Origin of the sequence: Pseudomonas sp. USHLN015 (genome assembly GCF_037153275.1) — a bacterium.
Classification (GTDB): Bacteria; Pseudomonadota; Gammaproteobacteria; order Pseudomonadales; family Pseudomonadaceae; genus Metapseudomonas; species Metapseudomonas tohonis.
This window is the reverse complement of sequence record NZ_JBBCKP010000005.1, coordinates 103,276-128,210: the sequence shown is the minus strand read 5'-3', so window position 1 is coordinate 128,210 and position 24,935 is coordinate 103,276. Positions and strand designations below refer to the sequence as shown.

Sequence of the window (24,935 nt, the reverse complement as noted above, 5' to 3'; positions counted from 1 at the left end):
GTTGCTCCCTAGAATCCAAGGCTGGATAACAGATCATCGACATCGACCTGACCGGACACGACATCATCACGCTTATCGGCATTGATCTGCGGACCTTCACCCCTGGAAGGCTCTTTTTGTTTTTCTTTTTCAGCCACGAGCTCCGCACGGTCGTGCTGGATGCCGGCGAAACGATCAACGTCGCTGGCCATCAGTACCAGTTTCACCAGATTGCTCTCGACTTCGGTGACCAGCTGGGTAACGCGCTTGATCACCTGGCCGGTCAGGTCCTGATAGTCCTGAGCGAGAAGGATGTCGTTCATTCTGGACGAAAGCTGCTCGGTGTCGCGTTGACTGCGAGCAAGGAAGGTCTCGATACGCTTGGCCAGGTCGCGGAACGCATCCGCGCCAATTTCCCGACGCATGAAGCGGCCCCACTCCTCACCCAGGCTCTGGGCTTCGTCGCCCAGCCCGTTGAGCAGCGGCGCGCTCTCTTCCACCAGGTCCATGGTCCGGTTGGCGGCCTTCTCCGTCATCTTCACTACGTAGGAGAGACGATCGGTGGCATCGGCGATCTGCGAGACCTCGGTGGCGTGAGGCAGGTGCGGGTCGATCTGGAAGTTGACGATCGCAGTGTGCAGCTCGCGCGTCAGCTTGCCGACCTCCTGGTAGAGCCCACGGTCACGGACCTTGTTGAGTTCATGGATGAGTTGCACGGCATCGCCGAAATTGCCTTTTTCAAGGGTCTCGACCAGCTCGCGCGCATGGTTTTTCAGGGTCGACTCTAGGTCTCCCGATTGGGAATCTTTCTGGTCCATGGCGTCCTCGCGACTGGCATCAGCCGTTGACCCGTTCGAAGATCTTCTCGATCTTCTCTTTGAGCACCTGGGCGGTGAAAGGCTTGACCACATAGCCATTCACACCGGCCTGGGCCGCTTCGATGATCTGGTCACGCTTGGCCTCGGCCGTCACCATCAGCACCGGCAGGTGCTTGAGGCGCTCGTCGGCACGCACGGCGCGCAACAGATCGATCCCGGTCATGCCGGGCATGTTCCAGTCGGTGACCAGGAAATCGAAATTGCCACTGTGCAGCATGGGTAGAGCGGTGGTGCCATCATCGGCCTCTGCGGTATTGGTGAAACCCAAGTCACGCAGGAGGTTCTTGATGATGCGTCTCATCGTCGAGAAATCGTCCACGATGAGGATTTTCATGTTCTTGTCCAAATCGACCTCCGTACAGTCCTAAACGCCCCCGAATAACGGGGGCGTCGATCAATCGAAAAACCGGCGTGCCGATCAGTGTGCTCGCCACTCGCCCAGCCGCGACCGCAAACGCGCGGCACATTGGCTGTGCAACTGGCTCACACGCGATTCACTGACCCCCAGCACTTCGCCGATTTCCTTCAAATTCAGCTCTTCGTCGTAATACAGCGCCAGTACCAGGCGCTCTCGTTCCGGCAGATTGGCGATGGCGTCAGCCAGCGCCGCCTGGAAGCGCTCGTCTTCCAGATCATTCGAAGGTTCGAGATGGGTGACTCCGGTATCTTCGTGCGTCGCGCCATGCTCACCGTCCTGCAACAGGTCGTCGAAGCTGAACAGGCGACTGCCCAAAGTGTCGCTCAGGATGCCGTAGTAATCTTCGAGACTCAATCCAAGTTCGGCCGCAACTTCCTGATCTTTAGCGTCTCGCCCGGTTCTCGCCTCAATTTTCCGGATGGCATCGCTCACCATCCGGGTGTTGCGGTGGACCGAACGTGGTGCCCAGTCCCCCTTCCTCACTTCGTCAAGCATGGCACCGCGGATGCGGATGCCGGCGTAGGTCTCGAAACTGGCGCCCTTGCTGGAATCGTATTTCTTCGAGGCTTCGAGCAGGCCGATCATGCCGGCCTGCATCAGGTCCTCCACCTGCACGTTGGCCGGCAGGCGGCCCAGCAGGTGGTAGGCGATACGTTTGACCAGCGGCGCGTAGCGCTCGATCAGCTGGTGCTGGGAATCCCTAGCCTGTGCCTTGTTGTACATACGAAGTCCACTAGCGGGTGTCATATGGCCGAATCCGCGATCGGTTGCTGCACCAGGCGCTCGACGAAGAACTCCAGATGACCGCGTGGGTTCGCCGGCAGGGGCCAGCTATCCACCTTCTGGGCAATCGCCTTGAACGCCAGGGCGCACTTCGAGCGCGGGAAGGCTTCGTAAACCGCGCGCTGCTTCTGCACGGCCTTGCGTACGGATTCGTCATAGGGCACCGCACCGACGTACTGCAAGGCCACATCCAGGAAGCGATCAGTCACTTTTGTCAGCTTAGCAAAGAGGTTGCGACCCTCCTGTGGACTGTGTGCCATGTTGGCCAATACGCGGAAACGGCTCATGCCGTAGTCGCGGTTGAGGAGCTTGATCAAAGCATAGGCATCGGTGATGGAAGTGGGTTCGTCACAGACGACCACTATCACTTCCTGTGCCGCACGCACGAAGCTGACCACCGCATCGCCGATACCGGCGGCGGTGTCGATCACCAGCACATCGAGGTTGTCGCTGATCTCGCTGAAGGCCTGGATCAGGCCGGCGTGCTGCATGGGCGAGAGCTGCACCATGCTCTGGGTACCGGACGCTGCAGGAACGATGCGCACACCCCCGGGCCCTTGCAGCAGCACGTCTCGCAGGTCGCACTCGCCGGCGATCACGTCGGCCAGGGTGCGCTTGGCGGTGAGGCCGAGCAACACGTCGACGTTGGCCAGGCCGAGGTCGGCGTCCAGCAGCATGACCCGGCGACCGAGATCGGCGAGGGCCAGCGAGAGGTTCACCGACACGTTGGTCTTGCCGACGCCACCCTTGCCGCCGGTCACAGCAATCACCTGTACGGGATGCAAACTACCCATTTATCACACCTTGTCTCACGTCGACTGGGCCACTTGGCGGGCTCGGGCCACTCATCCGGAGTGGCTTGGGGTTCTAACCGACTCGGCGGGCCGGATTCTGGTACAGGCCGGCGAAAAGGTCGGCCATGGCTTCTTCGCTGGGGTCTTCCGGGGTCTGCAGGCTGACCGCACGACTCACCAGCTGGTGGCTGCGGGGCACCTGCAGGTCATCCGGAATCCTAGGCCCATCAGCGAGATAGGCTACCGGGAGATGCTGGCCGATAGCCAGTCCTAAAACCTCTCCCAGGCTCGCCGCTTCGTCGAGCTTGGTCAGGATGCAGCCGGAAAGACCGCAGCGCTTGTAACTATGGTAGGCCGCCTTTAGCACTTGGCTCTGACTGGTTGCGGCCAGCACCAGATAATTCCTGGCTTTGACTCCTCTGCTGGCCAACGTTTCCAACTGCATTTTAAGCGCAGGATCGGCTGCCGGCAGGCCCGCCGTATCGATCAGCACCACGCGCTTGCGCGCCAGGGGCGCCAGGGCCTGGGTCAGGGACTGGCCCGGGTCGACGTGGGTCACGGAGACGTTGAGGATGCGCCCGAGGGTCTTGAGTTGCTCCTGGGCGCCGATGCGATAGCTGTCCATGCTCACCAGGGCGATCTGCTGGGCGCCGTACTTGAGCACGTAGCGCGCAGCCAGCTTGGCCAGGGTGGTGGTCTTGCCCATGCCGGCAGGGCCGACCAGGGCGATCACTCCACCCTCCTCCAGCGGCTCCTGCTGCGGGGTGCGGATGGCATGGGCCAGGTGGGCCAGGACCATGCGCCAGGCCTGGCGCGGGTCCTTGACCGAAGCGACGCGCTCCATCAGCGCCCGCGAAAGTTCAGCAGACAGGCCCATGCGCTGCAGGCGACGCCAGAGGCCGGCCTGCTGCGGGCGGCGGCTCTGCATCTGGCCCCAGGCGATGGAGCCGAGTTGTACTTCGATCAGCTCACGCAGGCCGTTGAGCTCGAAACGCATGGCGTCCAGGCTGCGCTGGTCGGCGGCGGCCGGCGCGGCGGGCCTGGCCGGAGCGGCGGCGGGAGACGGGGCCACCGGCGCGGCGGACGGGCGCTCCAGGCGCGACGAACGCATGGCGGCGGCGAGGCTTTCCGGGGACAGCTCCGAGCGGTCGGCGATCAGCTGGCGGTTCTTGCCGGCATCGGCCTGGCCACCGCGGTTGCTCAGCTCCGCGTGGGCCTCGGCGATGCGGGCCTGGGTGCGGCGCAGCTCGGCTTCGAGGGCCGGGTTGGGCTTGCTCGGCGCGGGAGCCGGCATGGGATAGTCGAGCGCGGCGGTGATCTCCACGCCACCTGCGACCCGACGGGTGCCGATGATGGAGGCATCCGCGCCCAGTTCGTCCCGCACCAGTTTCATGGCCTGGCGCATATCCGCAGCGAAGAAGCGTTTGACCTGCATGGCCTGTGACCTCGGTTAGTTCTGCCCCACAGTCGCGACTATGGTGACCTGCTTGTTGTCCGGTATTTCCTGGTAGGCCAGCACGTGCATGGTTGGCACGGCGAGCCTTGCGAAGCGCGACAGCATCGCCCGGATCGGCCCGGCCACCAGCAGGATGGCCTGCTTGCCGAGCATCTCCTGGCGCTGCGCCGCTTCCACCAGGGAACGTTGCAGCTTCTCGGCCATGCCAGGCTCCAGGAGGATGCCATCCTCGGAGCCTTGCCCGGCCTTCTGCATGCTACTGAGCAATATCTGTTCCAACCTGGGTTCCAGGGTGATCACAGGCAGCTCCGGCTCTAGTCCCACAATGCTTTGCACGATTGCGCGGGCGAGCGCCACGCGAACCGCCGCCACCATAGCGGCGGGATCTTGACTCTTCGGGGCGACGTTGGCGATCGCCTCGGCGATGGTGCGGATGTCGCGCACCGGTACCTGCTCCTGCAGCAGCGCCTGCAGCACCTTGAGCAGGGTCGAGAGCGACACCAGGCCCGGCACCAGTTCCTCGGCCAGCTTCGGCGAGCTCTTGGCCAGCAATTGCATGAGCTGCTGCACCTCCTCGTGCCCGAGCAACTCGTGGGCGTGCTTGTGCAGGATCTGGTTGAGGTGGGTGGCGACCACGGTGCTGGCGTCCACCACCGTGTAGCCGAGGGACTGCGCCTGGTCGCGCTGGCTGCCATCGATCCATACGGCTTCCAGGCCGAACGCCGGATCCTTGGCGGCGATGCCATTGAGGGTGCCGAATACCTGGCCCGGGTTGATCGCCAGCTCGCGATCCGGGTAGACCTCCGCCTCGGCCACGCTGACGCCCATCAGGGTCAGGCGATAGGCGTTGGGCAGCAGGTCGAGGTTGTCGCGGATGTGCACCGAGGGCATGAGGAAGCCCATTTCCTGGGACAGCTTCTTGCGCACGCCCTTGATCCGGGTGAGCAGTTGCCCCCCCTGGTTGCGGTCCACCAGGGGGATCAGCCGGTAGCCGACCTCGAGGCCGACCATGTCCACCGGGGTGACGTCGTCCCAGCCCAGCTCCTTGGTCTCCGGGGTGCGCTGGGCGGGCAGCAGTTCCTGCTGGCGCTGCGCTTCCTGGACGGCCACCTCCTTCTCCTTCTGGCCCTTGCGCCAGATCCACCAGGCACCACCGGCGGCGATCAGGCCGAGGCCGAGGAAGGACACGTGGGGCATGCCCGGGACCAGGCCCATGGCGATGAGGATGGCGGCGGAGACGGCCAGGGCCTTGGGCGAGGCGAACATCTGGCGGTTGACCTGCTGGCCCATGTCCTCGGAGCTGGAGACGCGAGTCACCATGATCGCGGCGGCGGTGGACAGCAGCAGCGAGGGGATCTGCGCCACCAGGCCGTCACCGATGGTCAGCAGGGAATAGATGCGCCCGGCGTCGCCGAAGGTCAGGCCATGCTGGATGATGCCGATGGCCATGCCGCCGATCAGGTTGATGAACAGGATCAGCAGGCCGGCGATGGCGTCACCGCGGACGAATTTGCTGGCACCGTCCATGGAGCCGTAGAAGTCGGCTTCCTGGGAGACTTCGGCGCGGCGCTTCTTGGCCTCGACCTGATCGATGATGCCGGCGTTGAGGTCGGCGTCGATCGCCATCTGCTTGCCGGGCATGGCGTCCAGGGTGAAACGCGCGCTCACCTCGGAGATACGCCCGGCACCCTTGGTGACCACGACGAAGTTGATGATCATCAAGATCGCGAAGATCACCGCACCGACCACGTAGTTGCCGCCGATGACCACCTCACCGAAGGCCTGGATCACCTTGCCCGCGGCATCGTGGCCGTCCTGGCCGTGGAGCAGCACCACGCGGCTGGACGCCACGTTCAGTGCCAGGCGCAGCAGGGTCGAGACCAGCAGGATGGTGGGGAAGACCGCGAAGTCCAGCGGGCGCAGGGCGTAGACGCTGACCAGCAGGACCACGATGGAGAGGGCGATGTTGAAGGTGAAGAACACGTCCAGAAGGAACGGCGGCACCGGCAACGTCATCATGCCGAGCATGATCAGCACCAGCAGCGGCACCCCCAGGTTGCCCCTGGAAAGGCTGGCGAAGTTGCCGCGCACGTTGCCGATCAGTTGCGAACGATCCAAATCTCTACCCTCACGCAATGGCGAAACACAGCCCTCGCCCATTCAATCTTTTGACGCGCGGATGCGCGCTGGAGGGCTTGTGCAAGAAGCTCACCAACTTCGCCGGAATCGGCTTTTCAGAGGGGTTGCAGGGGCAGTGGCCGACCGCCCGCGGGTCAGTCGTCGCGGCGCAGGTCGGCAGGGATCGGCGGCTCCGCCAGGGGCGCGGGGCGCTTGCCCTTGCCGGCGCGGAACTGCTTGAGCTGGTAGACGTAGGCCAGCACCTGGGCGACCGCCAGGTACAGGCCGGCGGGGATTTCCTGGTCCAGTTCGGTGGAGTAGAACACCGCCCGCGCCAGGGCCGGGGACTCCAGCACGGTGATCTTGTGCTCCTGGGCGATCTCGCGAATCTTCAGGGCGGTGAAGTCGTTGCCCTTGGCCAGCAGCAACGGCGCCGTGCCCTTGGCCGGGTCGTACTTCAGGGCCACGGCGAAGTGGGTCGGGTTGGTGATCACCACGTCGGCCTGGGGCACGGCGGACATCATGCGGCGCTCAGCCATCTCGCGCTGCATGCGCCGGATGCGCGACTTGACCTCGGGCTTGCCCTCGCTGTCCTTGTACTCGTCGCGCACTTCCTGCTTGGTCATCATCAGCTTCTGCTTGTTGTCCCAGAGCTGGTAGGGCACGTCGATGGCGGCGATCAGGATCAGGCCGCAGGCCAGCCAGACCGCACTCCAGCCCACCACCTGGACACTGTGCAGGATGGCCTGCTCCAGCGGCTCGTGGGCGATGGCCAGGAGATCGTCGGCATCCGAGGACAGCACCATCAGCGCCACCATCAGGATCAGCCCGAACTTACCCAGCGCCTTGAGCAGCTCCACCACCGCGTGCATGGAGAACATGCGCTTGAGGCCGGACAGCGGGTTCATGCGGCTGAACTTGGGTGCCAGCGCCTCGAAGGAGAACAGCCAGCCACCCAGGGAGATGGGCGCCACCAGGGAGACGATGAGCAGGGTCACCAGCAGCGGCGTGATGGCCGAGAGCGCCATCTGACCAGACTGCAACAGCCACAACGCCATGCTGCGCTCATCCATCAGCACCTCGCGCGGCAGGGTGAAGTTGGACTGCATCATGCGCATCATCATGTCCGCCAGGCCGCCGCCGGAGGCCAGCACGCCCCCTGCGCCGCCCAGGGTGATGGCGAGGGTGTTGAGCTCCCTGGAACGGGCGATCTGCCCTTTCTCGCGCGCCTCCTGCTGGCGTTTCGCCGTGGGTTCTTCGCTCTTGTCCGCCCCGCTCTCACTCTCCGCCATGGCGCACCTCGGCAGCAGGCCCGGCTAACCGGCCGGGACGGGCAATGGGCTGCGCACAGCCAAGCTGGACGATCATCAGCGCGCCCTCGCCAGCTCGCGCAGGAGCTGCAAGGCGTCGGAGGCGAGGATCTGGTACTGGGCGAGGATGTCGGCCATGCCGATCCAGATGATCACCAGGCCCAGGGCCACCGTCAGCGGGAAGCCGATGGAGAAGATGTTCAGTTGCGGCGCCGCGCGGGTCATCACGCCGAAGGCGATGTTGACCACCAGCAGCGCGGTGATCGCCGGCAGCGCCAGCAGCAGGCCGGCGCCGAGCACCCAGCCGAGCTTGGTGGCCAGCTCCCAGTAATGCGCGGCCATCAGGCCGCCTCCCACCGGCAGGGTGACGAAGCTCTCGGCGAGCACCTCGAACACCACCAGGTGGCCGTTCATGGCCAGGAACAGCAGGGTCACCAGCATGGTGAAGAACTGCCCGATCACCGGCACCGAGACGCCGTTGGTGGGGTCGACCATCGAGGCGAAACCCAGGCCCATCTGCACCGCGAGGATCTGCCCGGCGACGACGAAGGCGTGGAAGAACAGTTGCAGGGCGAAGCCCATCACCGCGCCGACCAGGATCTGTTCGGCGATCAGCAGGAAGGATTGCAGGCTGATGGCATCCACCACCGGCATCGGCGGCAGCGAAGGCGCCAGCACCGTGGTGACGCCGAGGGCCAGGTACAGCCGCACCCGGGTCGGCACCAGCTGGGTGCCGATCAGCGGCATGGTCATCAGCAGGGAGGCGATGCGGAACAGCGGCAACAGGTAGCCGCCGAGCATCCCGCCGATCTGCGCCGCACTCAGCTCGAACATGTCAGCCGATCAGCATGGGGATGTTGTGGTAGAGGTTGGTCATGTACTCCATCAGCTCGCGGGTCAGCCAGGGCCCGGCCCACATGAGCGAGATCAGCATCACCAACAGGCGCGGCAGGAAGCTCAGGGTCTGCTCGTTGATCTGCGTGGCGGCCTGGAACATGGCGACGATGAGGCCCACCACCAGGCTGGGCACCACGAGGATGCCGACGATCACGCAGGTCAGCCACAGCGCTTCGCGGAACAGGTCGACAGCGACTTCGGGCGTCATGGCTAAACCCCTCCAAAGCTTCCGGCGAGCGTGCCGATGATCAGCGCCCAGCCATCCACGAGCACGAACAGCATGATCTTGAACGGCAGCGAGATGATCAGCGGCGACAGCATCATCATGCCCATCGCCATCAGCACGCTGGCCACCACCAGGTCGATGATCAGGAACGGGATGAAGATCATGAAGCCGATCTGGAATGCGGTCTTCAGCTCGGACGTGATGAAGGCCGGTATCAGGATGGTCAGCGGCGCGGCGTCGGGCGACTGGATGTCGGTGCGCTTGGACAGGCGCACGAACAGCTCCAGGTCGCTGGAGCGGGTCTGCGCCAGCATGAAGTTCTTCACCGGCACCTCGGCGCGCTTGATCGCCTCCTGCGCCGGCAACTGCTCGTTGAGGTAGGGCTGCAGGGCGTCGCGGTTCACCTGGTCGAACACTGGCCCCATGATGAACATCGTCAGGAACAGCGCCATGCCGGTGAGGATCTGGTTCGACGGCGTCTGCTGCAGGCCCAGCGCCTGGCGCAGGATGGAGAAGACGATGATGATCCGGGTGAAGCTGGTCATCAGCATGACGAACGCCGGGATGAAGCTCAGCGCCGTCATGATCAGCAGGATCTGCAGGCTGACCGAGTATTCCTGCTGGCCTTCGGCGTTGGTCGACAGCGTGATGGCGGAGATCGACAGCGGGTCGTCGGCGCCCAGCGCCAGAGGTGCCGCCAGTGCCAGCAGCAGGGCGATCAGGATGCGCCAGTAACCCATCAGCTCTTGTCCTTGTCCTTGCCCAGCAGCTCCATCAGGCGCTGGGCGAATTCCGGGGTTGCGGGCTCGGCGTCGGGCATGTGCACCGGCTCCTTGAGCACATGCAGCGGGGTGATGCGCCCGGCGGTCAGGCCGAGCAGTATCTGTTCGCCACCCACCTGCACCAGCACCAGCCGATCACGCGGCCCCAGCGCCTGGCTTGCGATCAGCTTGATCACCTGGCCGCCTCGGGGGCTCATCTGCTGGACCCGGCGCAGCAGCCAGGCGAGCAGGAAGATCACGCCCACCACCAGCAGCAGGCCAATAGTGAGCTGCCCGAGCTGTGCGGCAACACCGCCGCCGGCATTGACCACCGGAGCCGCTGCAGAAGGGGCCGCCATCGTCATCGGGGTGGCGGAGGCCGCCGGTGCGACCGGCTCGGCGGCGAAGGCCACCAGGGGCAGGCAGAGCAATGCGAACAGGAGTCGGCGCATGGTGTCAGCGCAGCTTCTTGATGCGTTCGCTGGGGCTGATCACGTCGGTCAGGCGGATGCCGAACTTCTCGTTGACCACAACGACCTCGCCATGGGCGATCAGGGTGCCGTTGACCAGCACGTCCAGCGGCTCGCCAGCCAGGCGGTCCAGCTCGATCACCGACCCCTGGTTCAACTGCAGCAGGTTGCGGATGGTGATGTCGGTGTTGCCCACTTCCATGGAGATCGACACCGGGATGTCGAGGATCACGTCGAGGTTGGGACCATCCAGGCTCACCGGCGCGTTGGAGCGCGGCATGCTGCCGAACTCTTCCATCGGCGCACGCGGATTGGACGGTGCCGCAGCGGCAGCCCCCTGGTTCATCAGCGCGTCGATATCGTCCTGGCTGGCCTCGTCGCCGGCCTCGGCCAGGGCCGCCGCCCACTCGTCGGCGAGCGCCTGTTCCTCGGGGGTGGTGTTTTCTTCGTCTGCCATCGGTTGACCTCGGCTGGCTCAAATGGGGTGTGGAGCGACCGTCAGCGCTGGCGGTCGATCGGATCGAGAATCTGCAGGGCCAGGTTGCCCTTGTGGGCCCCCAGCTTGGCCTTGAAGGCCGGCACGCCGTTGGCGCGCATGATCATGTGCTCGGGCATCTCCACCGGGATCACGTCGCCCGGCTGCATGTGCAGGATGTCGCGCAGGCGTAGCTGGCGGCGGACCACGGTGGCGCCGACCGGCACGCTGACGTCGAGGATGTCCTCGCGCAGGGCCTTGATCCAGCGCTCGTCCTGGTCATCGACATCGGACTGGAAGCCGGCGTCGAGCATCTCGCGGATCGGCTCGATCATCGAGTAGGGCATGGTGATGTGCAGGTCGCCGCCGCCGCCATCGAGCTCGATGTGGAAGGTGGAGACCACGATCACCTCGCTGGGGCTGACGATGTTGGCCAGTGCCGGGTTCACTTCGGAGTTGATGTACTCGAAGTTCACGTCCATCACCGCGTGCCAGGCTTCCTTCAGGTCGACGAAGGCCTGGTCCAGCACCATGCGCACCACGCGCAGCTCGGTGGGGGTGAATTCCCGGCCCTCGATCTTGGCGTGACGGCCGTCACCGCCGAAGAAGTTGTCCACCAGCTTGAACACCAGCTTGGCGTCGAGGATGAACAGGCCGGTGCCGCGCAGCGGCTTCATCTTCACCAGGTTGAGGCTGGTGGGCACGTACAGCGAATGCACGTATTCACCGAACTTCATCACCTGCACGCCGCCCACCGCCACGTCCGCCGAGCGGCGCAGCAGGTTGAACATGCTGATGCGGGTGTAACGGGCAAAGCGCTCGTTGATCATCTCCAGGGTCGGCATGCGTCCGCGGACGATGCGATCCTGGCTGGTCAGGTCGTAGCTCTTGACGCTCCCGGGTTCCGCGTCGTTCTCGGTCTCGACCAGGCCGTCGTCGACGCCGTGGAGCAGCGCGTCGATCTCGTCCTGGGAAAGCAGGTCTTGGACTGCCATCGGTCTCCCCTGCTACTGCAATACGAAATTGGTGAACAGCACTTGTTCGATCGCCACCTTGCCGGTCTGCGCCTTGGCCACTTCCTGGATGGTCGCGGTCGCCTGCTGGCGCAGCATCTCCTTGCCAACCGGCGTGACCAGAGTGTCAAAGGTCTGGCTGGAAAAGAGCATCACCAGCTTGTTGCGCACCACCGGCATATGCACCTTCAGCGCGTCCATCTCGGCCTTGTCGCGGCCCATCAGCGCGACGGTCACCTGCATGTAGCGCTGATGGCCGTTCTGGTTGAAGTTGACCACGAAGGCCGGGGCCAGGGGTTCGTACAAGGCGATCTGCTTGACCGGAGCGGCATGCTCGGCAGCTGCCTCGGCGTCCTTGGCATCATCTTTCTTGGCATCGCCACGACCGAGCAGGAACCAGGTCGCTCCGACCGAGGCGCCAACCACCAGCAGCAGCACGACGACCAGCAGGATGATCAGTTTGAGCTTGCTCTTGCCAGCCGGCTTCTCGTCGCTGCCCGCGTCTGCCTTCGCTTCTTTCTTCGCCATGCCAAAATTCCGTCGCTGATTCGGGTTCACACCCGCATTCAATGGGTTGAGAGCAAGTGTTATGCCAGCTTCTCAACAAAACGCCGCAGCGGATATACCAGTGTCCTCGGCGCCTGTCACCCACGAAAAAGGCGCCCGGTGGCTTTTCGTTCAGCCACCGGGCGCCTTCAGTCTAGAACATGGCGATTGCCGGGAGACGGATCAGGCGTAGTAGTCCACCAGGCCGCGCCCACCGCTCGCCGTGGGGCTGCGGATCTCGCTGATGCCGACGGCGATCTCCTCATCGCCGCCCCCGCCCAGGTGCGAGGTGCCGCCATTGCCACGGCCGCCGCCACCGTCGTTGCTCTGCTGGCCCTGCCAGCCACGGTTCAGAGACTGGTCGGAGACGTTGACATCCAACTGGTTCATGCCCTGCTGCGAGAACATGTCGCGCAGCCGGTGCATCTGCCCTTCCAGTGCGTCGCGCACCCCGGCGTTGGGGCTGGCGAAGGTCACCTGGGTCTGGTCCTGGTTCATGTGGATGCGCACTTCCAGGCGCCCCAGTTCCTGCGGGTCAAGCTGGATCTCCGCCGACTTGAGGTTCTGGCTGGACAGCCACATGACCCGGTCGACCACCGCCTCGCTCCACCCCCCCTGGTTCATCGCCACCGGCTGGCCGGGGACCAGCGCGGGTGTGCGCTGGGCCATGGCCGACTGCTGGCTGATGGCCTGGCCGAGGGCGTTGAGGCGGCTGTCGAGGACTTCACTGCGGATTTCCGACTTGCTCTCGCCCAGGCCCTGGGTCAGTTGCTCGGAGAGTTCGGCCACCGGCAGCTCGACATCCACCGGGGCCTCGGTCGTCTCCGCTGGCTTGTCGGAGAACGCGGCCATGGCGCTGGCGAAACTCTGCCCGGCACTGGCCGAGTTCTGCGTGGTGACGGTGGTGGTGGTGGCGACCTGGACCTGGTCGCCCTCGCCGGTGGCCTGCAGGCCGACCTGCATGCCGGCGAAGCCCTGCAGCGGGTCCGCCTGCGCGTCGACCTCCAGGGTGGAGGTGCCGGGGGTGGTCGCGGCGACGCCGGGCAGCCCGGTGGGCAGGGTGATTTCCGGCGCCGGTGGCTCGACCACCGGCGGTGCGATCTGGCCGCTCATGGCCATCAGCAGCAGCGGGTCGATCACCGGGTCCTCGGGCTGGGTGCCGTCGCTGGCGGTGACGGTGTCGTCGCCGGCATCGCTCCCCCCACCGCTTCCCTTTCCGCTGTCGCGGTCGGCCGGCAAGTCGTTGCCGCTATCGGCAACCGTCGACGGCTTGCCGGTGCTGTCGTTGGCCGGCCGATCCGCCGAATCGTCCGCCTTGCGGGTGTCATCGGGCTTGTCGCGGGCGGGCTTGGCCGCCGGCTCGTTTCGTTCTACAGGCTTGGCCTGCTGCTCCTTCGCATACACCTGGGCAAAGCTGGGAGCCGCATTCCTGCTGGGCTCCGGGGCTTTCACCTGGGCTTTTGCCGCCTGCACTTTCGGCTTCACATCAGGGCTGGCCTGCAGAAGCATATCGGTGGCAACGGGCATGGGCACTCTCCGCTGAGGGGTTGGTTCGTGCCAGGGGGATTGCAAGGGGCGGGCCAAGTTCCAGCCGCGCAGGGAAACGGTGCTTCAGAAGCTGTGGCGCTGGCGCTCGGAGCGGAACAGGATGCGCACGATGGCGAACTCGCGCTCGATGCGCTCGACCAGGTCCGGCGCATCTTCCAGGCGCTCGCGGCGAGCGCTCTCCTCCAGCTGCTTGCACAGGCTCGCCAGCAACGGCGCGCCCATGTTGCTGCAACTGCCCTTGAAACTGTGCGCGGCAAGGCGCAAGGCCTGTGCGTCCTGCTGGTCGCAGGCCTGGTGGAGCAGGCGCACGCGCTCTTCCGAGTCGACCAGGAAGGTGTCCAGCAACACCGGGTACTCGTCTTCCATGACTTCCTGCAAAGCGGCCAGTACGCCATTGTCGATATGCAGATCGGACAACCGGATCACTCCTTGAACGACACGATGGGAATCAGGATGGGCGCGGCCAGACGAACTCCACGCGGATGCCCTTGCCATCCTCCGGCAAGTCGCAGCGCGCGGCAAGCTGTCTGACCAGGGTCAGGCCACGGCCGCTGAGGCGGGAAGTATCCGCTGTGCGCGCCAACACCGCACGCGCATCGAAGCCCTTGCCGCTGTCCTCGACCCGCATCGATAGGCGGCCACCCTCTTCACCCTCGGGAAGCAGTTCGAGGTGGACGCGCACATGGCCGTCCTCCAGGCATGCAAGGCGCAAGGCACGCTCGCGATAGTACTCGGCGAACCCGCGCGCATCGCGCTTGAGCGATGAGTCCAGGCCCAGCACGCCGTGCTCCAGTGCGTTGGAGTAGAGCTCGGCGAGCACAGTGTAGAGCGCCCCGCCCTGGTCGCGCAGGCCCTGCACCTCCAGCAGCAGTTGCAGGAGTAGCGGCAGGGGGTTGAAGCGCTTGAGGGTCTGGGCGCGGAACTCGAAGCAGGCGGACCAGTCCAGCGGGCTCAGTTGGCCGCTGTCGGTGAAGGCCAGTTGCGGACGCTGCTGGAGGTCCTCGACGAGCGACACCTCGATCATGCTGACGTCGTCCTGCGCCTCGCCACGGAATGCGGCCAGGGTGCGCTGGATCTCGTCGAACAGCTGCTCGGGGCGGGTGTTGCCGGCGAACACCTGCTGCAGGCGTTCGTCACCGAACAGCTCGCCGGCTTCGTTGCGGGTCTCCAGCACGCCGTCGGACCATAGGAACACGCGATCACCGACTTCTATCGGGTAGACCTCGTACTTGGCATCGAACACCGCAGGGTCGAGCACCCCGAGCGGCAGGTGCCGCGACACCAGCGGTACCACCGGGCTGCCGTCGGCACAGCGCAGGTAACCGTCGGGCAGGCCACCGTTCCAAACCTCCAGCACGCGGCGCTGGAAGCTGAGGTTGAGCAGGGTCGCACAGCAAAACACTCCCACCGGCAGGATGCGCTTCAGCTTGGCGTTCATCTCTCGGAGGATGTCGGCCATGGCGTAGCCCTTGGCAGTCATCCCATAGAACACCTCGGCCAGCGGCATTGCGCCGATGGCAGCCGGCAAGCCATGGCCGGTGAAGTCGCCAAGCAGCACGTGCATGCCGCCTGAGGGCTTGAACGCAGCCAGCAGGAGGTCGCCGTTGAACAGCGCGTAGGGCGATTGCAGGTAGCGGATGTTGGAGGCGTTGAGGCAGCCGGAGTGGGCCACCTTGTCGAACACCGCCTTGGCCACACGCTGCTCGGTGAGCAAGTGCTCGTTGTGCTTGGCGATCAGGTCGCGCTGGTGCAGGACCGTCTCCTGCAGGCGGCGCAGGCGATCCATGGCCTTGATCTTGGCTTCGAGGATGACGCGGTTGTAGGGCTTGGCGAGAAAATCGTCACCACCGGCTTCCAGGCAGCGCACGAGGGCTTCGTTCTCGGTCAGCGAGGTGAGGAAGATGATCGGCACCAGCTCCTCGCCAGCCAGTTGCTTGATCCGGCGCGCGGCCTCGAAGCCGTCCATGACCGGCATCAGGGCATCCATCAGGACCATGTCCGGCCGCTCCTGCTCGAACAGCGCCACCGCTTCCAGGCCATTGGCCGCCGTCAGGGCACGGTGGCCCTGGCGGTTGACGATGGTGGAGAGCAGCATGCGGTCGGCTGCGTTGTCCTCGGCGATGAGGATCGACAGGCGGGCCGACATGGCGGTTTCAGGCAATCTGGAACAGCTGTTCGAAGTTGGAGATGGCGAGGATCTTGCGGACGTCGGGGTTGCAGTTGACCAGGCGGATCTGCGCGCTGTCGCCGCCTGCGTGGTCACGCAGCAGGAGCAGCATGCCCAGGGCCGAGCTGTCGAGGTAGGTGGTGCCCTTGAGGTCCACCACGTAGCGCGTGGGGTGGATGCTCACGCGCTCGTAGGCGTCGCGAAACTCCTGGTGGGCCCCGAAATCGAAACGTCCCTGGATGACGATGGTCAACTCTTGCCCGTCGCTCGAAGGCAGCGAGGTGATGGCCATGCAAGACTCCTTGATCAGATGAAAACGCGTGCTGAAGATTTAGCACCCGCCTGGAGCCTCGGCAACCGCGATTTAGCGTTCCTCACGCCCGACGAGGCGTTGCGAGAGCTCGTCGAGCAGCTTCTGCTCGCGCTTGTCCTGGATCGCCCGCGCTTCGTCGATGTAGCGCTGCACCAGTTTCTTCAGGCCTTCCAGGCGTGCGTAGCGCTGCTGCCAGGCCTCACGCGCCTTCACCAGGTTCTCGCGGTGCCAGGCCACGCTCTGGGTCTGCTGGGCGACGGCCGTTTCCAATTGCGAGAGAAAGCGCTGGTAGTTGGTCAGCCACTGGCCGGAGACGCCCTTGCTGCCCTGGGTGATCCACTGCTGCTGGTAGTCGGACCGAAAACGCTCGAGATCGCCGAGCTTGCCTTCGGCCTGGCCGAGCAGGCCCTGGCAGTGGCCGACCTGGCGGGCGGCGTCGCGTTCGGCTTTCTGCGCCATTTCCACGACGGGGGCCAGGCGCGCGGCGCGGTCACGGGCCATGGATCATCAGCCCGCGTTGCCGGTGTTCAATACCGCTGCCAGGCGCTCGACACTCTGCGCCAGCGGCTCGCTTTCGTTGAGCCCCTGGTGGAGGTAGCGGGCCATGGCCGGTTGCCGGGCGATGGCCAGGTCGGTGTCGGCGTCTCCACCGGCGACATAGGCCCCGACGCTGATCAGGTCGCGGCTCTGCTGGTAGCGCGACCACAGTTGCTTGAAGCGCTGGGCCAGCTTCATGTGCTCCGGGCTGACCACCTGGGGCATGACCCGGCTGATCGACGCCTCGATATCGATGGCGGGATAGTGCCCCTCCTCCGCCAGGCGTCGTGACAGCACGAAGTGACCATCGAGCACGCCACGTGCAGCGTCGGCGATGGGGTCCTGCTGGTCGTCGCCCTCGGAAAGCACGGTGTAGAAGGCGGTGATGGAACCCCCGCCCTTCTCGCCATTGCCGGCACGCTCCACCAACTTGGGCAGCTTGGCGAACACCGATGGCGGGTAGCCCTTGGTCGCCGGGGGCTCGCCGATGGCCAGGGCGATCTCGCGCTGGGCCTGGGCGAAGCGGGTCAGCGAATCCATCAGCAGCAGGACGTTCTTGCCCTTGTCGCGGAAGTACTCGGCGATGCGCGTGCAGTACATGGCGGCGCGCATGCGCATCAGCGGGGCGTCGTCCGCAGGTGATGCGACCACCACGGAGCGCTTGATGCCCTCCTCGCCGAGGATGTGCTCGATGAATTCCTTGACCTCGCGGCCCCGCTCGCCGATCAGGCCGACCACGATGATCTCCGCCTCGGTGAAGCGGGTCATCATGCCCAGCAGCACCGACTTGCCGACACCGGTGCCGGCGAACAGGCCGAGGCGCTGGCCCCGGCCCACGGTGAGCAGGCCGTTGATGGAGCGGATGCCGACGTCCAGCGGCACGGAAATGGGGTCGCGGTTGAGCGGGTTGATCACCGGGCCGTCCATCGCCACCCAGTCCTCGGCCTTCATCCCGCCCTTGCCGTCCAGGGCGCGACCGGCGCCATCGAGCACGCGACCGAGCATGGACATGCCCATGGGCAGGCGGCCGGTATCGGGCAGCGGCACCACGCGCGCGCCAGGGGCGATGCCGGCGAGGCTGCCCACCGGCATCAGGTAGATCTTGTTGCCGGAAAAGCCCATCACCTCGCCTTCGACCTGCACCGGGTGGTAGCTGTCGTCGTTGATCACCAGGCAGCGGCTACCGATCGCGGCGCGCAGGCCCTCGGCCTCGAGGGTGAGGCCGACCATGCGCAGCAGGCGCCCTTCCACCACCGGCTGGGTGGGCAGCCGTACGGCATCGGCGTAGCCGCCGAGGCGCTTGGCGAAGCTGGTGCGTTCAAGACGCATGGGGCGGTTCCGGGGAACTCAGGTTGATGGCGATGTCGGCAGCCGGCGGGTGGACCTTCTGCTCGCGCTGCTGGTCGAAGAGCTGCTTGAGCGCCTGGCTCATGCGCGTCTCGATACTGGCGTCGACGCGGCTGTGCTCGGTCTCGATGCGGCAGCCACCGGGCAGCAGCGTCTCGTCCTCGAGGATGCGCCAGGTCTCTTCGTGGCGCTCGCGCAGTGCCTTGACCAGCTCGAAGTCCTGCGGGTTTATGTGGATGCGCAAGTTGCTGGCGCCCATGGGCAATAGTTTCAGGGCCTCACGCAGGATCTGGCGGATCTGGCTGGAGTCCATCGCCAGCTCGCGCTGGATGATCTGCCGGGTCATCTGACCGATCAGGTGCACCATGGCCTCTTCCAGTTGCTGGTCCTGTTCGGCGATGGGTGCCATGAGCTGGCCCATGAGGCTTTCCAGGGACTCCAGGCGCGCGTTGGTGGCCACCTCGGCCTCCTGCCGCGCCTTGATCTGGCCGGCGTGGAAACCGTCCTTCTCGCCGGTGGCGAAACCCTCGTTGTAGGCATCCTGGCGGATCGCCTCCAGTTCATCGAGCGTCAGCGGCTTGACGGCCTCGGGCTCGACCTCCTCGATCGCCTGGGGCGCTTCCATCGTCGGGAGGGATTCGGCAGCGGCCGGTTCGTCCGGCTGCCGGACGGGCTCGGCCGGCTCCTCGGCCACTTCGGCGGGGCCCTCGGGGTCGAAGCTGGGCAGGGACCAGCGGTCGAAGGCGTTCACATCCTTGGCGCGGATCAGTTCGCTCTGCGCTTCCTTGGTAGCCATCGGGCGGGCCTCAGATCATTTCTTCGCCGCCCTTGCCGCCGAGCACGATTTCTCCGGCTTCGGCCATGCGACGGGCGATGGTGAGGATTTCCTTCTGCGCGGTCTCCACGTCGCTGACGCGGACCGGACCCTTGGCTTCGAGGTCGTCGCGCAGCAGCTCGGCCGCCCGCTTGGACATGTTCTTGAAGACCTTCTCCTTGATCGCCTCGTCCGACCCCTTGAGGGCCAGCACCAGCACATCGGAGGACACCTCGCGCATCAGCGCCTGGATGCCGCGGTCGTCGACGTCGGCCAGGTTGTCGAAGACGAACATCAGATCCTCGATCTGGCTGGACAGGTCCTCGTCCACCTCGCGGATGGAGTCCATGAGCTGGCCCTCAACCGAGCTGTCGAGGAAGTTCATGATGTCCGCCGCGCGCTTCACGCCACCCATGGTGGTGCGGGTGGAACTGGCGTTGCCGGCGAACTGCTTCTCGAGGATCAGGTTGAGTTCCTTGAGCGCGGAAGGCTGCACGGTGTTCAGCGAGGAGACGCGCAGGATGATGTCCAGGCGCACCTTGTGGTCGAAATGGCTGAGCACCTCGCCGGCCTGGTCCGGATCGAGGTAGGCGACCACGATGGCCTGGATCTGCGGGTGCTCATAGCGGATGACGTCGGCCACGGCGCGCGGCTCCATCCACTTCAGGCTATCCAGGCCACTGGTGCTGCCGCCCAGGAGGATGCGGTCGATCAGGTTGTTGGCCTTGTCCTCGCCCAGGGCCTGGGTGAGCATCTTGCGGATGTAGCCGTCGGCGCCGACGCCCAGGCTGGTCTGGTCGCCGACGATCTCGACGAACTCGCCCATCACCTGCTCGACCTGCTCGCGATGCACGTTGCGCATCTGCGCCATCGCCACGCCGACCTTCTGCACTTCCTTCGGGCCCATGTGGCGCAGCACCTGCGCGGCATCGGTCTCGCCGAGGGAAAGGAGCAGAATGGCGGCCTTGTCCACCTTGGTCAGCTTGACCGGGGCGCGGTTATCACTCATCGGCGTTGATCCACTCTTTGACTACCAGGGCCACGCGACCCGGGTCTTCGGCTACCAGGCTCTTGATCGCGTTCAGTTGTGCATCATACCCCTCGCTCGGGCTCGGCAGCAGGATGCTTTGCGGCCCGCCGAGGCTCACCCGATCATCGGACAGCTCGCCGGACAGCCCACCCATTTCGCCCAGCTCGACGTCGCCGTCGCGACCGCCGCCGACCAGGTCCTTGCCCTTGCCGCCGCCGGAGATGTTGTTGAGCACCGGACGCAGCACGAACCACACCAGGATCAGGATCAGCAGCGCCGGGAACAGCTGCTTCAGGCCCGAGGTCAGCATCTGGAACCAGACCTGCTCGTACCACGGCAGTTCGATCACCTCGTCGCCACCGCCGACGAACGGGGTGTTGATCACGCTGACGCTGTCGCCACGGCTGGCATCGAAGCCCACGGCATCCTGCACCAGGCGGGTGAAGCGGGCGATCTCGTCGGCCGTCCAGGGCACATGGGTGGTCTCGCCCTGGGCGTTGACCTTGATCTGGTCGTCGAGCACCACGGCGACGGAAAGCCGGCGCAGGCGACCCTGCTGCTGCTTGGTATAGCTGATGGAACGGTCCAGCTCGAAGTTGCGCGTGGTCTGGTCGCGCTTGTCGGTCGGGTACGGCGCCAGCATCGGCTTGCCGGTGGCCTGGTCGATGATCTGCTGGCCGTTGTCGTCGAGGATCGGCTGGCCGGGCGCCACGGCCGGTGCGGCAGCGGCCGGAGCCGCCTGCTGCGGGGCAGTGGCCGGGCCCGGGGGCTGGTTGGACAGCGCGCCGGGAACGCCCTGCGGACCGGAGGCGGCCTGGCGCTCCTCGTTGAGCTTCTGCTCGCTGCGCAGCGCGGGCTGGTCCGGGTTGAACATTTCGGCGGTTGACTCCACCGCGCTGAAGTCGACGTCCGCGGAGACCTCGGCCTTGTAGCGGCCATTGCCCAGCACTGGCTGCAGGATGCTGTGCACACGCTGGGTGAACAGGCCTTCCATGCGGCGCGTGTAGTCGTACTGCTTGCCTGCCATGGACAGCTCGGAAAGCTCCTGCTGGTCGGACAGCAGCGTGCCCTTCTGGTCCACGACCGTGACCTGGCCCTTGTCCAGTTCCGGCACGCTGGTGGCGACCAGGTTGACGATCGCCATCACCTGGCTCGGCTCCAGGGAACGACCCGGGTACAGCTCGACCAGCACCGAGGCGCTGGGCTTGCGCTCGTCGCGTACGAACACCGAGCTCTTGGGAATGGCCAGGTGCACGCGAGCGCCCTTGACGTTGTTCAGGCTGGAGATGGTGCGTGCGAGCTCGCCTTCCAGGCCGCGACGGTAGCGGGTCGCTTCCATGAACTGGCTGGTGCCGAGGCCCTGCTCCTGGTCGAGGATCTCGTAGCCGACGTTGCCATCGTTCGGCGCGATGCCGGCACCGGCGAGCTTGATGCGGGCACGGGCGACGTCGTCGGCCTTGACCAGCAGGGCGCCGGAATTGGGTTCGATCTTGTAGGGGATGTCGGCACCGTTCAGGGCTTCCATCACCTGGTTGGCGTCCATGCCGCTGAGGCTGCCGTACAGCGGGCGGTAGTCCGGCTGTTGCGACCAGAGCACCACGGCGAAACCGATCGCCACGCTGGCGGCGAGACCGACCAGCAGGCCGATCTGGCGCAGCATGCTCATCTGCGACAGGTTTTCCAGGAATGCCAGCCCGAACAGGGGCTTCTTCTCGCCTTGCTCGCCCGCCTGGGCCGGGACGTTAGCGGTTGCCGCGTCTGCCATTTCTCAACCCTGCCCTTAAACCGGCATCTGCATGATGTCTTGATACGCCTGGACCAGCTTGTTGCGGACCTGGGTCATGGCCTGGAAGGACACGCTGGCCTTTTGCGAGGCGATCATCACGTCGGTGATGTCGACGCCGCTCTGCCCCATCTCGAAAGCGGTGGCGAGCTGGCTGGACGCCTGCTGGGTTTCGTTCACCTTGTTGACGGCCTGGCCGAGCATGTCGGAAAAGCTCGGCGCGTTGACCTCGGGCGTAGCGCTGGCCACGGGCTTGGTACGGGCCATGGCCTCCATCTGCATGGAGCGCATTTCCAACATCAGGCGATTGAATTCGACACCCTGGCTCATCACATTCCTCCGCGACCGCAATTTTTTGACACTGGAGCGGTCTTTGCGGGGGAGGTTGCAACAAGGGTGCCAAGGTGAGAGGAAGAAGCTTCAAGCGACAAGCGGCAAGCTTCAAGTAGTAGGCACGGGCAGACCTACCCAGGCTGGGTAGGCCGGATTTCTTGCGGCTTGCGGCTTATAGCTCAAGCGCTAGCGCGCGCTTCAGCGTCAGCTGGCATACAGATACGCCTCCACATCCATGCCCGCATCGCGCATCTGCGCGAGCTTGTAGCGCAGGGTGCGCGGGCTGATGCCCAGGCGTTCGGCGGCTTCCTTGCGGCGGCCGCGCTCGGAACGCAGGGTGTCGATGATCATCTGGAATTCGTGTCGACGCAGGTCCTCGCCCAACGCGCCCGCGGCGTCCGCAGCGGGCGCGGCAGGGCTGGCGGGCAAGCCGACCGGCGCCGGGACGACGGCCGCAACCGGGCTCAGGGGTACCGATACCGGTGCGACGGCCATGCCGATGGGCGCGGTGAGGCACAGGTCATGGGGCTGGATCAGGCCGCCCTGCTGCAGGATGAGCGCACGCTGGATGGCGTTGTCCAGCTCGCGGACGTTGCCCGGCCAGGGGTGGCTGACCAGCGCCTGGCGCGCCTCGGCGGAGAAGCGCACCGGGGCGTGGTTCATTTTCTTGACGTGCTTGCCCAGCAGGCGCTCGGCCAGGGGCAGGATGTCCGCCGGACGCTCGCGCAACGCGCGCCAGGCCAGGGGGAAGACCGAGAGCCGGTAGTAGAGATCCTCGCGGAAGCGCCCCGCCGCCACTTCGCCGGCAAGGTCGCGGTTGGTGGTGGCGAGCACGCGGATGTCCAGTTCGATGGGCTTGCGCGCACCGACCCGCTCCACCTCACGCTCCTGCAGTACGCGCAGCAGCTTGGCCTGCAGGCCCAGGGGCATCTCGGAAATCTCGTCGAGGAGGATGGTGCCGCCATCGGCTAGTTCGAACTTGCCGGGCTGGGCGGCGATGGCGCCGGTGAAGGCCCCCTTCTCGTGGCCGAACAGGGTCGCCTCGAGCATGTTGTCGGGGATCGCCGCGCAGTTGATCGCGATGAAGGGCTTGCTGGCACGCGGCGACTGCTGGTGGATGTAGCGGGCGAGCACTTCCTTGCCGGTGCCGGACTCACCGGAGATCAGCACGGTGGAGTCGCTACGGGCCACGCGGGCGGCCAGTTCCAGCAGCTGCAGGCTGGCCGGTTCCTGGGCCACGGGGCCCTCCCCTTCGCCGGCGCCGGCACGCCCCAGGGCATGGCGCTCGACCAATTCCAGCAGTGCGCGCGGCTCGAAAGGCTTGACCAGATAATCGGCGGCGCCCTGGCGGATCGCATCGACCGCGCGCTCGACGGCGCCATAGGCGGTCATCAGCAGCACCGGCAGTTGCGGGTAGCGGGTACGCACCAGCGCGAGCAGCTGGTGGCCATCCATGCCGGGCATGTTGACGTCGCTGATCATCATGCCGAAAGGCTCCTCGCCAAGCGCCACCAGGGCGGCCTCGGCGCAATCCGCTTCGCGGAAGTCGTAGCCGCCGAGCATCAGGGTGTCGGCAAGCGCTTCGCGCAGGGCACGGTCGTCTTCGACCAACAGAACTTTGACGGTCATGGGGTTACTCCTGAATTACCGGCTGTGCCGTGCCAAGCAGCGGCAGGACCAGGGTGGCGCAGGTGCCACGACCCGGGCGGGAGCTGAGCAGCAACTCACCCTGGTGCGCACGCGCCACCGCCTTGACCACCGCGAGGCCGAGGCCCGTTCCGGTGGTCTTGGTGGTGAAGAAGGGTTCGCCCAGGCGAGCCAGGGTGGCGGCGTCCATGCCCGGGCCGTTGTCACTGATGCACAGGCGCAGCGTGCCGCTCCGGCTGTACAGGTGGATCTTCAGGCGCACATCGCGGCCGGCGGCCTGGATGGCGTTTTCGATGAGGTTGAGCAGCGAGCCCACCAGGGTGTCGCGGTTGCACAGCAGTTCGCCGCCGCTGGCGTCGCACTGCCAGCGTACGGAGAGGCCACTGACATGGGATTCGGCGGCCGAGCGCAACGCGGCGAAGAGCATCACCGGCTTCAGGCGATCCGGCAGCGGCAGGTCGCCTCGGGCGAAGATCAGCATGTCGCGCACCTGGTGCTCCAGCTCGTGCAGCCGCTCCTTCAGGCGCCCGGCGAAACGCTGCTGCTGCTCCACCGGCAGTACCTGCTCGGTGAGATGGCTGGCATAGAGCAGCGCGGCGGAAAGCGGCGTACGGATCTGGTGGGCCAGGGAGGCGACCATGCGCCCCAGCGCGGAGAGGCGCTCGTGACGGGCCAGCTGGTCCTGCAGACGACGGGTTTCGGTGAGGTCGGCGAGCAACACCAGTTGCCCGGGCTCGCCGTTCAATGAACGGGTGGCGATGGACAGGCGGCGCCCGTCCTTCATGGATATCTCGTGGCCGTCGTCCTTGCGGGGGGCGAAGTTGCGGGCGATGACCTCGCGCCACAGCATCCCCACCAGCGGCTTGCCGAGCAGGCTGCGCGCCACGGGGTTGGCTTCCCGGACCACGCCCTGGCCGTCGATGACGATGACACCGCCGGGCAGCAGGTCGAGCAGGCTCTGCAGGCGCAGGGCCAGGCGTTCCTTCTCGGCGAGTTCCTGCATGCGCTGAGCGCTGACCAGGGCCAACTGCCCCTTGAGCTCCGTCACCCGAGCTTCCAACAGGCTGTACGACTCGCTCAGCTGGTTGGACATCTGGTTGAACATGGCGAACGCCTGTTCGAGGCTGGCTCGGCCGGCCTCCTCCACGGGCGCCGCACTGGCGGACTCAGGTTTCTGCGATGGGCTGGCACTGGCGGTCATGATTCTCTCTCGCTCGGCAAACCGTCAGGAGACGGTCAGTCGAGAGAGACATAGCAATACCCGTGCCTAAAAAAATATCCTTTTAAAACAA

Annotated in this window: 26 protein-coding genes; all 26 read right to left on the bottom strand. The window is 65.7% G+C overall.

Translation table 11 applies throughout. The features are described 5' to 3' along the window. Positions 1–8: 8 nt before the first annotated feature. Positions 9–797 carry a protein phosphatase CheZ gene (locus WFQ67_RS11645; RefSeq protein ID WP_111260872.1) on the bottom strand — a complete coding sequence of 263 codons (789 nt, stop codon included), beginning with the start codon at positions 795–797 and terminating at the stop codon, positions 9–11. 19 nt (positions 798–816) lie between these two features. Next, the gene (locus tag WFQ67_RS11640; protein ID WP_003083073.1) at positions 817–1,191 is read right to left on the bottom strand and encodes a chemotaxis response regulator CheY; all 375 of its coding nucleotides are present in this window, start codon (positions 1,189–1,191) and stop codon (positions 817–819) included. 84 nt (positions 1,192–1,275) lie between these two features. Next, positions 1,276–2,022, bottom strand: coding sequence for an RNA polymerase sigma factor FliA (gene fliA / locus WFQ67_RS11635; RefSeq protein ID WP_031288164.1), 747 nt, complete (start codon positions 2,020–2,022; stop codon positions 1,276–1,278). Continuing rightward, positions 2,019–2,852, bottom strand: coding sequence for a flagellar synthesis regulator FleN (gene fleN, locus WFQ67_RS11630; protein ID WP_021220576.1), 834 nt, complete (start codon positions 2,850–2,852; stop codon positions 2,019–2,021). Before fleN ends, fliA begins: the two co-directional genes overlap by 4 nt. Positions 2,853–2,925: 73 nt before the next feature. Beyond that, entirely contained in the window at positions 2,926–4,287 is a 1,362-nt protein-coding gene (flhF, locus tag WFQ67_RS11625) for a flagellar biosynthesis protein FlhF (protein ID WP_173177808.1), read from the bottom strand. 15 nt (positions 4,288–4,302) lie between these two features. Further along, positions 4,303–6,426: a flagellar biosynthesis protein FlhA gene (gene flhA / locus WFQ67_RS11620; RefSeq protein ID WP_337056946.1), complete on the bottom strand. Its 2,124-nt coding sequence runs from the start codon at positions 6,424–6,426 to the stop codon at positions 4,303–4,305. Between the two features lie 155 nt (positions 6,427–6,581). Continuing rightward, positions 6,582–7,718: a flagellar biosynthesis protein FlhB gene (gene flhB, locus WFQ67_RS11615; RefSeq protein ID WP_213625450.1), complete on the bottom strand. Its 1,137-nt coding sequence runs from the start codon at positions 7,716–7,718 to the stop codon at positions 6,582–6,584. A gap of 75 nt (positions 7,719–7,793) precedes the next feature. Further along, the gene (gene fliR, locus WFQ67_RS11610) at positions 7,794–8,570 is read right to left on the bottom strand and encodes a flagellar biosynthetic protein FliR (protein ID WP_337056945.1); all 777 of its coding nucleotides are present in this window, start codon (positions 8,568–8,570) and stop codon (positions 7,794–7,796) included. 1 nt (position 8,571) lies between these two features. Beyond that, on the bottom strand, positions 8,572–8,841 hold the full coding sequence (gene fliQ, locus WFQ67_RS11605) for a flagellar biosynthesis protein FliQ (RefSeq protein ID WP_021220581.1): 270 nt from the start codon (positions 8,839–8,841) through the stop codon (positions 8,572–8,574). Between the two features lie 2 nt (positions 8,842–8,843). Then, positions 8,844–9,599, bottom strand: a complete 756-nt coding sequence (fliP, locus tag WFQ67_RS11600; protein ID WP_173177800.1) for a flagellar type III secretion system pore protein FliP — start codon at positions 9,597–9,599, stop codon at positions 8,844–8,846. After that, entirely contained in the window at positions 9,599–10,072 is a 474-nt protein-coding gene (gene fliO, locus WFQ67_RS11595) for a flagellar biosynthetic protein FliO (RefSeq protein WP_337056944.1), read from the bottom strand. The genes fliP and fliO overlap by 1 nt, the downstream gene beginning before the upstream one ends. A 4-nt stretch (positions 10,073–10,076) precedes the next feature. Continuing rightward, positions 10,077–10,547 carry a flagellar motor switch protein FliN gene (fliN, locus tag WFQ67_RS11590; RefSeq protein ID WP_173177796.1) on the bottom strand — a complete coding sequence of 157 codons (471 nt, stop codon included), beginning with the start codon at positions 10,545–10,547 and terminating at the stop codon, positions 10,077–10,079. A 41-nt stretch (positions 10,548–10,588) separates the two neighbouring features. Then, on the bottom strand, positions 10,589–11,560 hold the full coding sequence (gene fliM, locus WFQ67_RS11585; protein ID WP_111260880.1) for a flagellar motor switch protein FliM: 972 nt from the start codon (positions 11,558–11,560) through the stop codon (positions 10,589–10,591). Positions 11,561–11,572: 12 nt separating this feature from the next. After that, entirely contained in the window at positions 11,573–12,106 is a 534-nt protein-coding gene (gene fliL / locus WFQ67_RS11580; RefSeq protein WP_213625453.1) for a flagellar basal body-associated protein FliL, read from the bottom strand. Between the two features lie 201 nt (positions 12,107–12,307). Beyond that, positions 12,308–13,651 (bottom strand): flagellar hook-length control protein FliK, encoded by a 1,344-nt coding sequence (locus tag WFQ67_RS11575; protein ID WP_337056942.1) that lies wholly within the window; start codon positions 13,649–13,651, stop codon positions 12,308–12,310. Between the two features lie 84 nt (positions 13,652–13,735). Further along, a complete protein-coding gene (locus WFQ67_RS11570; RefSeq protein ID WP_111260883.1) occupies positions 13,736–14,089 on the bottom strand; it encodes an Hpt domain-containing protein in 354 nt (117 codons plus the stop codon). 31 nt (positions 14,090–14,120) lie between these two features. Then, on the bottom strand, positions 14,121–15,818 hold the full coding sequence (locus WFQ67_RS11565; RefSeq protein WP_213625454.1) for a fused response regulator/phosphatase: 1,698 nt from the start codon (positions 15,816–15,818) through the stop codon (positions 14,121–14,123). 7 nt (positions 15,819–15,825) lie between these two features. Then, complete coding sequence (locus tag WFQ67_RS11560) at positions 15,826–16,131, bottom strand: STAS domain-containing protein (RefSeq protein WP_111260885.1); 306 nt, start codon at positions 16,129–16,131, stop codon at positions 15,826–15,828. A gap of 72 nt (positions 16,132–16,203) precedes the next feature. Then, positions 16,204–16,653, bottom strand: a complete 450-nt coding sequence (gene fliJ, locus WFQ67_RS11555) for a flagellar export protein FliJ (RefSeq protein WP_263150261.1) — start codon at positions 16,651–16,653, stop codon at positions 16,204–16,206. A 6-nt stretch (positions 16,654–16,659) separates the two neighbouring features. Further along, on the bottom strand, positions 16,660–18,018 hold the full coding sequence (gene fliI, locus WFQ67_RS11550; protein ID WP_213625456.1) for a flagellar protein export ATPase FliI: 1,359 nt from the start codon (positions 18,016–18,018) through the stop codon (positions 16,660–16,662). Continuing rightward, entirely contained in the window at positions 18,008–18,832 is an 825-nt protein-coding gene (fliH, locus tag WFQ67_RS11545; protein WP_337056940.1) for a flagellar assembly protein FliH, read from the bottom strand. Before fliH ends, fliI begins: the two co-directional genes overlap by 11 nt. Positions 18,833–18,842: 10 nt before the next feature. Next, on the bottom strand, positions 18,843–19,859 hold the full coding sequence (gene fliG / locus WFQ67_RS11540; protein ID WP_111260889.1) for a flagellar motor switch protein FliG: 1,017 nt from the start codon (positions 19,857–19,859) through the stop codon (positions 18,843–18,845). Continuing rightward, entirely contained in the window at positions 19,852–21,645 is a 1,794-nt protein-coding gene (fliF, locus tag WFQ67_RS11535; RefSeq protein ID WP_173177782.1) for a flagellar basal-body MS-ring/collar protein FliF, read from the bottom strand. The genes fliG and fliF overlap by 8 nt, the downstream gene beginning before the upstream one ends. A 15-nt stretch (positions 21,646–21,660) precedes the next feature. Continuing rightward, positions 21,661–21,993: a flagellar hook-basal body complex protein FliE gene (gene fliE / locus WFQ67_RS11530; RefSeq protein ID WP_173177780.1), complete on the bottom strand. Its 333-nt coding sequence runs from the start codon at positions 21,991–21,993 to the stop codon at positions 21,661–21,663. 207 nt (positions 21,994–22,200) lie between these two features. Beyond that, a complete protein-coding gene (gene fleR / locus WFQ67_RS11525) occupies positions 22,201–23,625 on the bottom strand; it encodes a sigma-54-dependent response regulator transcription factor FleR (RefSeq protein ID WP_263150268.1) in 1,425 nt (474 codons plus the stop codon). 4 nt (positions 23,626–23,629) lie between these two features. After that, positions 23,630–24,844 carry a sensor histidine kinase gene (locus WFQ67_RS11520; protein ID WP_213625459.1) on the bottom strand — a complete coding sequence of 405 codons (1,215 nt, stop codon included), beginning with the start codon at positions 24,842–24,844 and terminating at the stop codon, positions 23,630–23,632. Positions 24,845–24,935: the final 91 nt, after the last annotated feature.

What these genes read in the sequence shown, in the direction of transcription:
- fleR (WP_263150268.1), bottom strand. Translation starts at nt 23,625, where the DNA reads ATGACCGTCAAAGTTCTGTTGGTCGAAGACGACCGTGCCCTGCGCGAA.
- fliO (WP_337056944.1), bottom strand. Translation starts at nt 10,072, where the DNA reads ATGCGCCGACTCCTGTTCGCATTGCTCTGCCTGCCCCTGGTGGCCTTC.
- fliG (WP_111260889.1), bottom strand. Translation starts at nt 19,859, where the DNA reads ATGAGTGATAACCGCGCCCCGGTCAAGCTGACCAAGGTGGACAAGGCC.
- fliN (WP_173177796.1), bottom strand. Translation starts at nt 10,547, where the DNA reads ATGGCAGACGAAGAAAACACCACCCCCGAGGAACAGGCGCTCGCCGAC.
- fliL (WP_213625453.1), bottom strand. Translation starts at nt 12,106, where the DNA reads ATGGCGAAGAAAGAAGCGAAGGCAGACGCGGGCAGCGACGAGAAGCCG.
- fliI (WP_213625456.1), bottom strand. Translation starts at nt 18,018, where the DNA reads ATGCGTCTTGAACGCACCAGCTTCGCCAAGCGCCTCGGCGGCTACGCC.
- fliJ (WP_263150261.1), bottom strand. Translation starts at nt 16,653, where the DNA reads ATGGCCCGTGACCGCGCCGCGCGCCTGGCCCCCGTCGTGGAAATGGCG.
- WFQ67_RS11575 (WP_337056942.1), bottom strand. Translation starts at nt 13,651, where the DNA reads ATGCCCGTTGCCACCGATATGCTTCTGCAGGCCAGCCCTGATGTGAAG.
- fliF (WP_173177782.1), bottom strand. Translation starts at nt 21,645, where the DNA reads ATGGCAGACGCGGCAACCGCTAACGTCCCGGCCCAGGCGGGCGAGCAA.
- flhF (WP_173177808.1), bottom strand. Translation starts at nt 4,287, where the DNA reads ATGCAGGTCAAACGCTTCTTCGCTGCGGATATGCGCCAGGCCATGAAA.
- flhB (WP_213625450.1), bottom strand. Translation starts at nt 7,718, where the DNA reads ATGGCGGAGAGTGAGAGCGGGGCGGACAAGAGCGAAGAACCCACGGCG.
- fliP (WP_173177800.1), bottom strand. Translation starts at nt 9,599, where the DNA reads ATGGGTTACTGGCGCATCCTGATCGCCCTGCTGCTGGCACTGGCGGCA.
- fleN (WP_021220576.1), bottom strand. Translation starts at nt 2,852, where the DNA reads ATGGGTAGTTTGCATCCCGTACAGGTGATTGCTGTGACCGGCGGCAAG.
- WFQ67_RS11645 (WP_111260872.1), bottom strand. Translation starts at nt 797, where the DNA reads ATGGACCAGAAAGATTCCCAATCGGGAGACCTAGAGTCGACCCTGAAA.
- WFQ67_RS11640 (WP_003083073.1), bottom strand. Translation starts at nt 1,191, where the DNA reads ATGAAAATCCTCATCGTGGACGATTTCTCGACGATGAGACGCATCATC.
- fliQ (WP_021220581.1), bottom strand. Translation starts at nt 8,841, where the DNA reads ATGACGCCCGAAGTCGCTGTCGACCTGTTCCGCGAAGCGCTGTGGCTG.
- fliA (WP_031288164.1), bottom strand. Translation starts at nt 2,022, where the DNA reads ATGACACCCGCTAGTGGACTTCGTATGTACAACAAGGCACAGGCTAGG.
- fliH (WP_337056940.1), bottom strand. Translation starts at nt 18,832, where the DNA reads ATGGCTACCAAGGAAGCGCAGAGCGAACTGATCCGCGCCAAGGATGTG.
- fliE (WP_173177780.1), bottom strand. Translation starts at nt 21,993, where the DNA reads ATGAGCCAGGGTGTCGAATTCAATCGCCTGATGTTGGAAATGCGCTCC.
- WFQ67_RS11520 (WP_213625459.1), bottom strand. Translation starts at nt 24,844, where the DNA reads ATGACCGCCAGTGCCAGCCCATCGCAGAAACCTGAGTCCGCCAGTGCG.
- WFQ67_RS11560 (WP_111260885.1), bottom strand. Translation starts at nt 16,131, where the DNA reads ATGGCCATCACCTCGCTGCCTTCGAGCGACGGGCAAGAGTTGACCATC.
- fliR (WP_337056945.1), bottom strand. Translation starts at nt 8,570, where the DNA reads ATGTTCGAGCTGAGTGCGGCGCAGATCGGCGGGATGCTCGGCGGCTAC.
- fliM (WP_111260880.1), bottom strand. Translation starts at nt 11,560, where the DNA reads ATGGCAGTCCAAGACCTGCTTTCCCAGGACGAGATCGACGCGCTGCTC.
- WFQ67_RS11565 (WP_213625454.1), bottom strand. Translation starts at nt 15,818, where the DNA reads ATGTCGGCCCGCCTGTCGATCCTCATCGCCGAGGACAACGCAGCCGAC.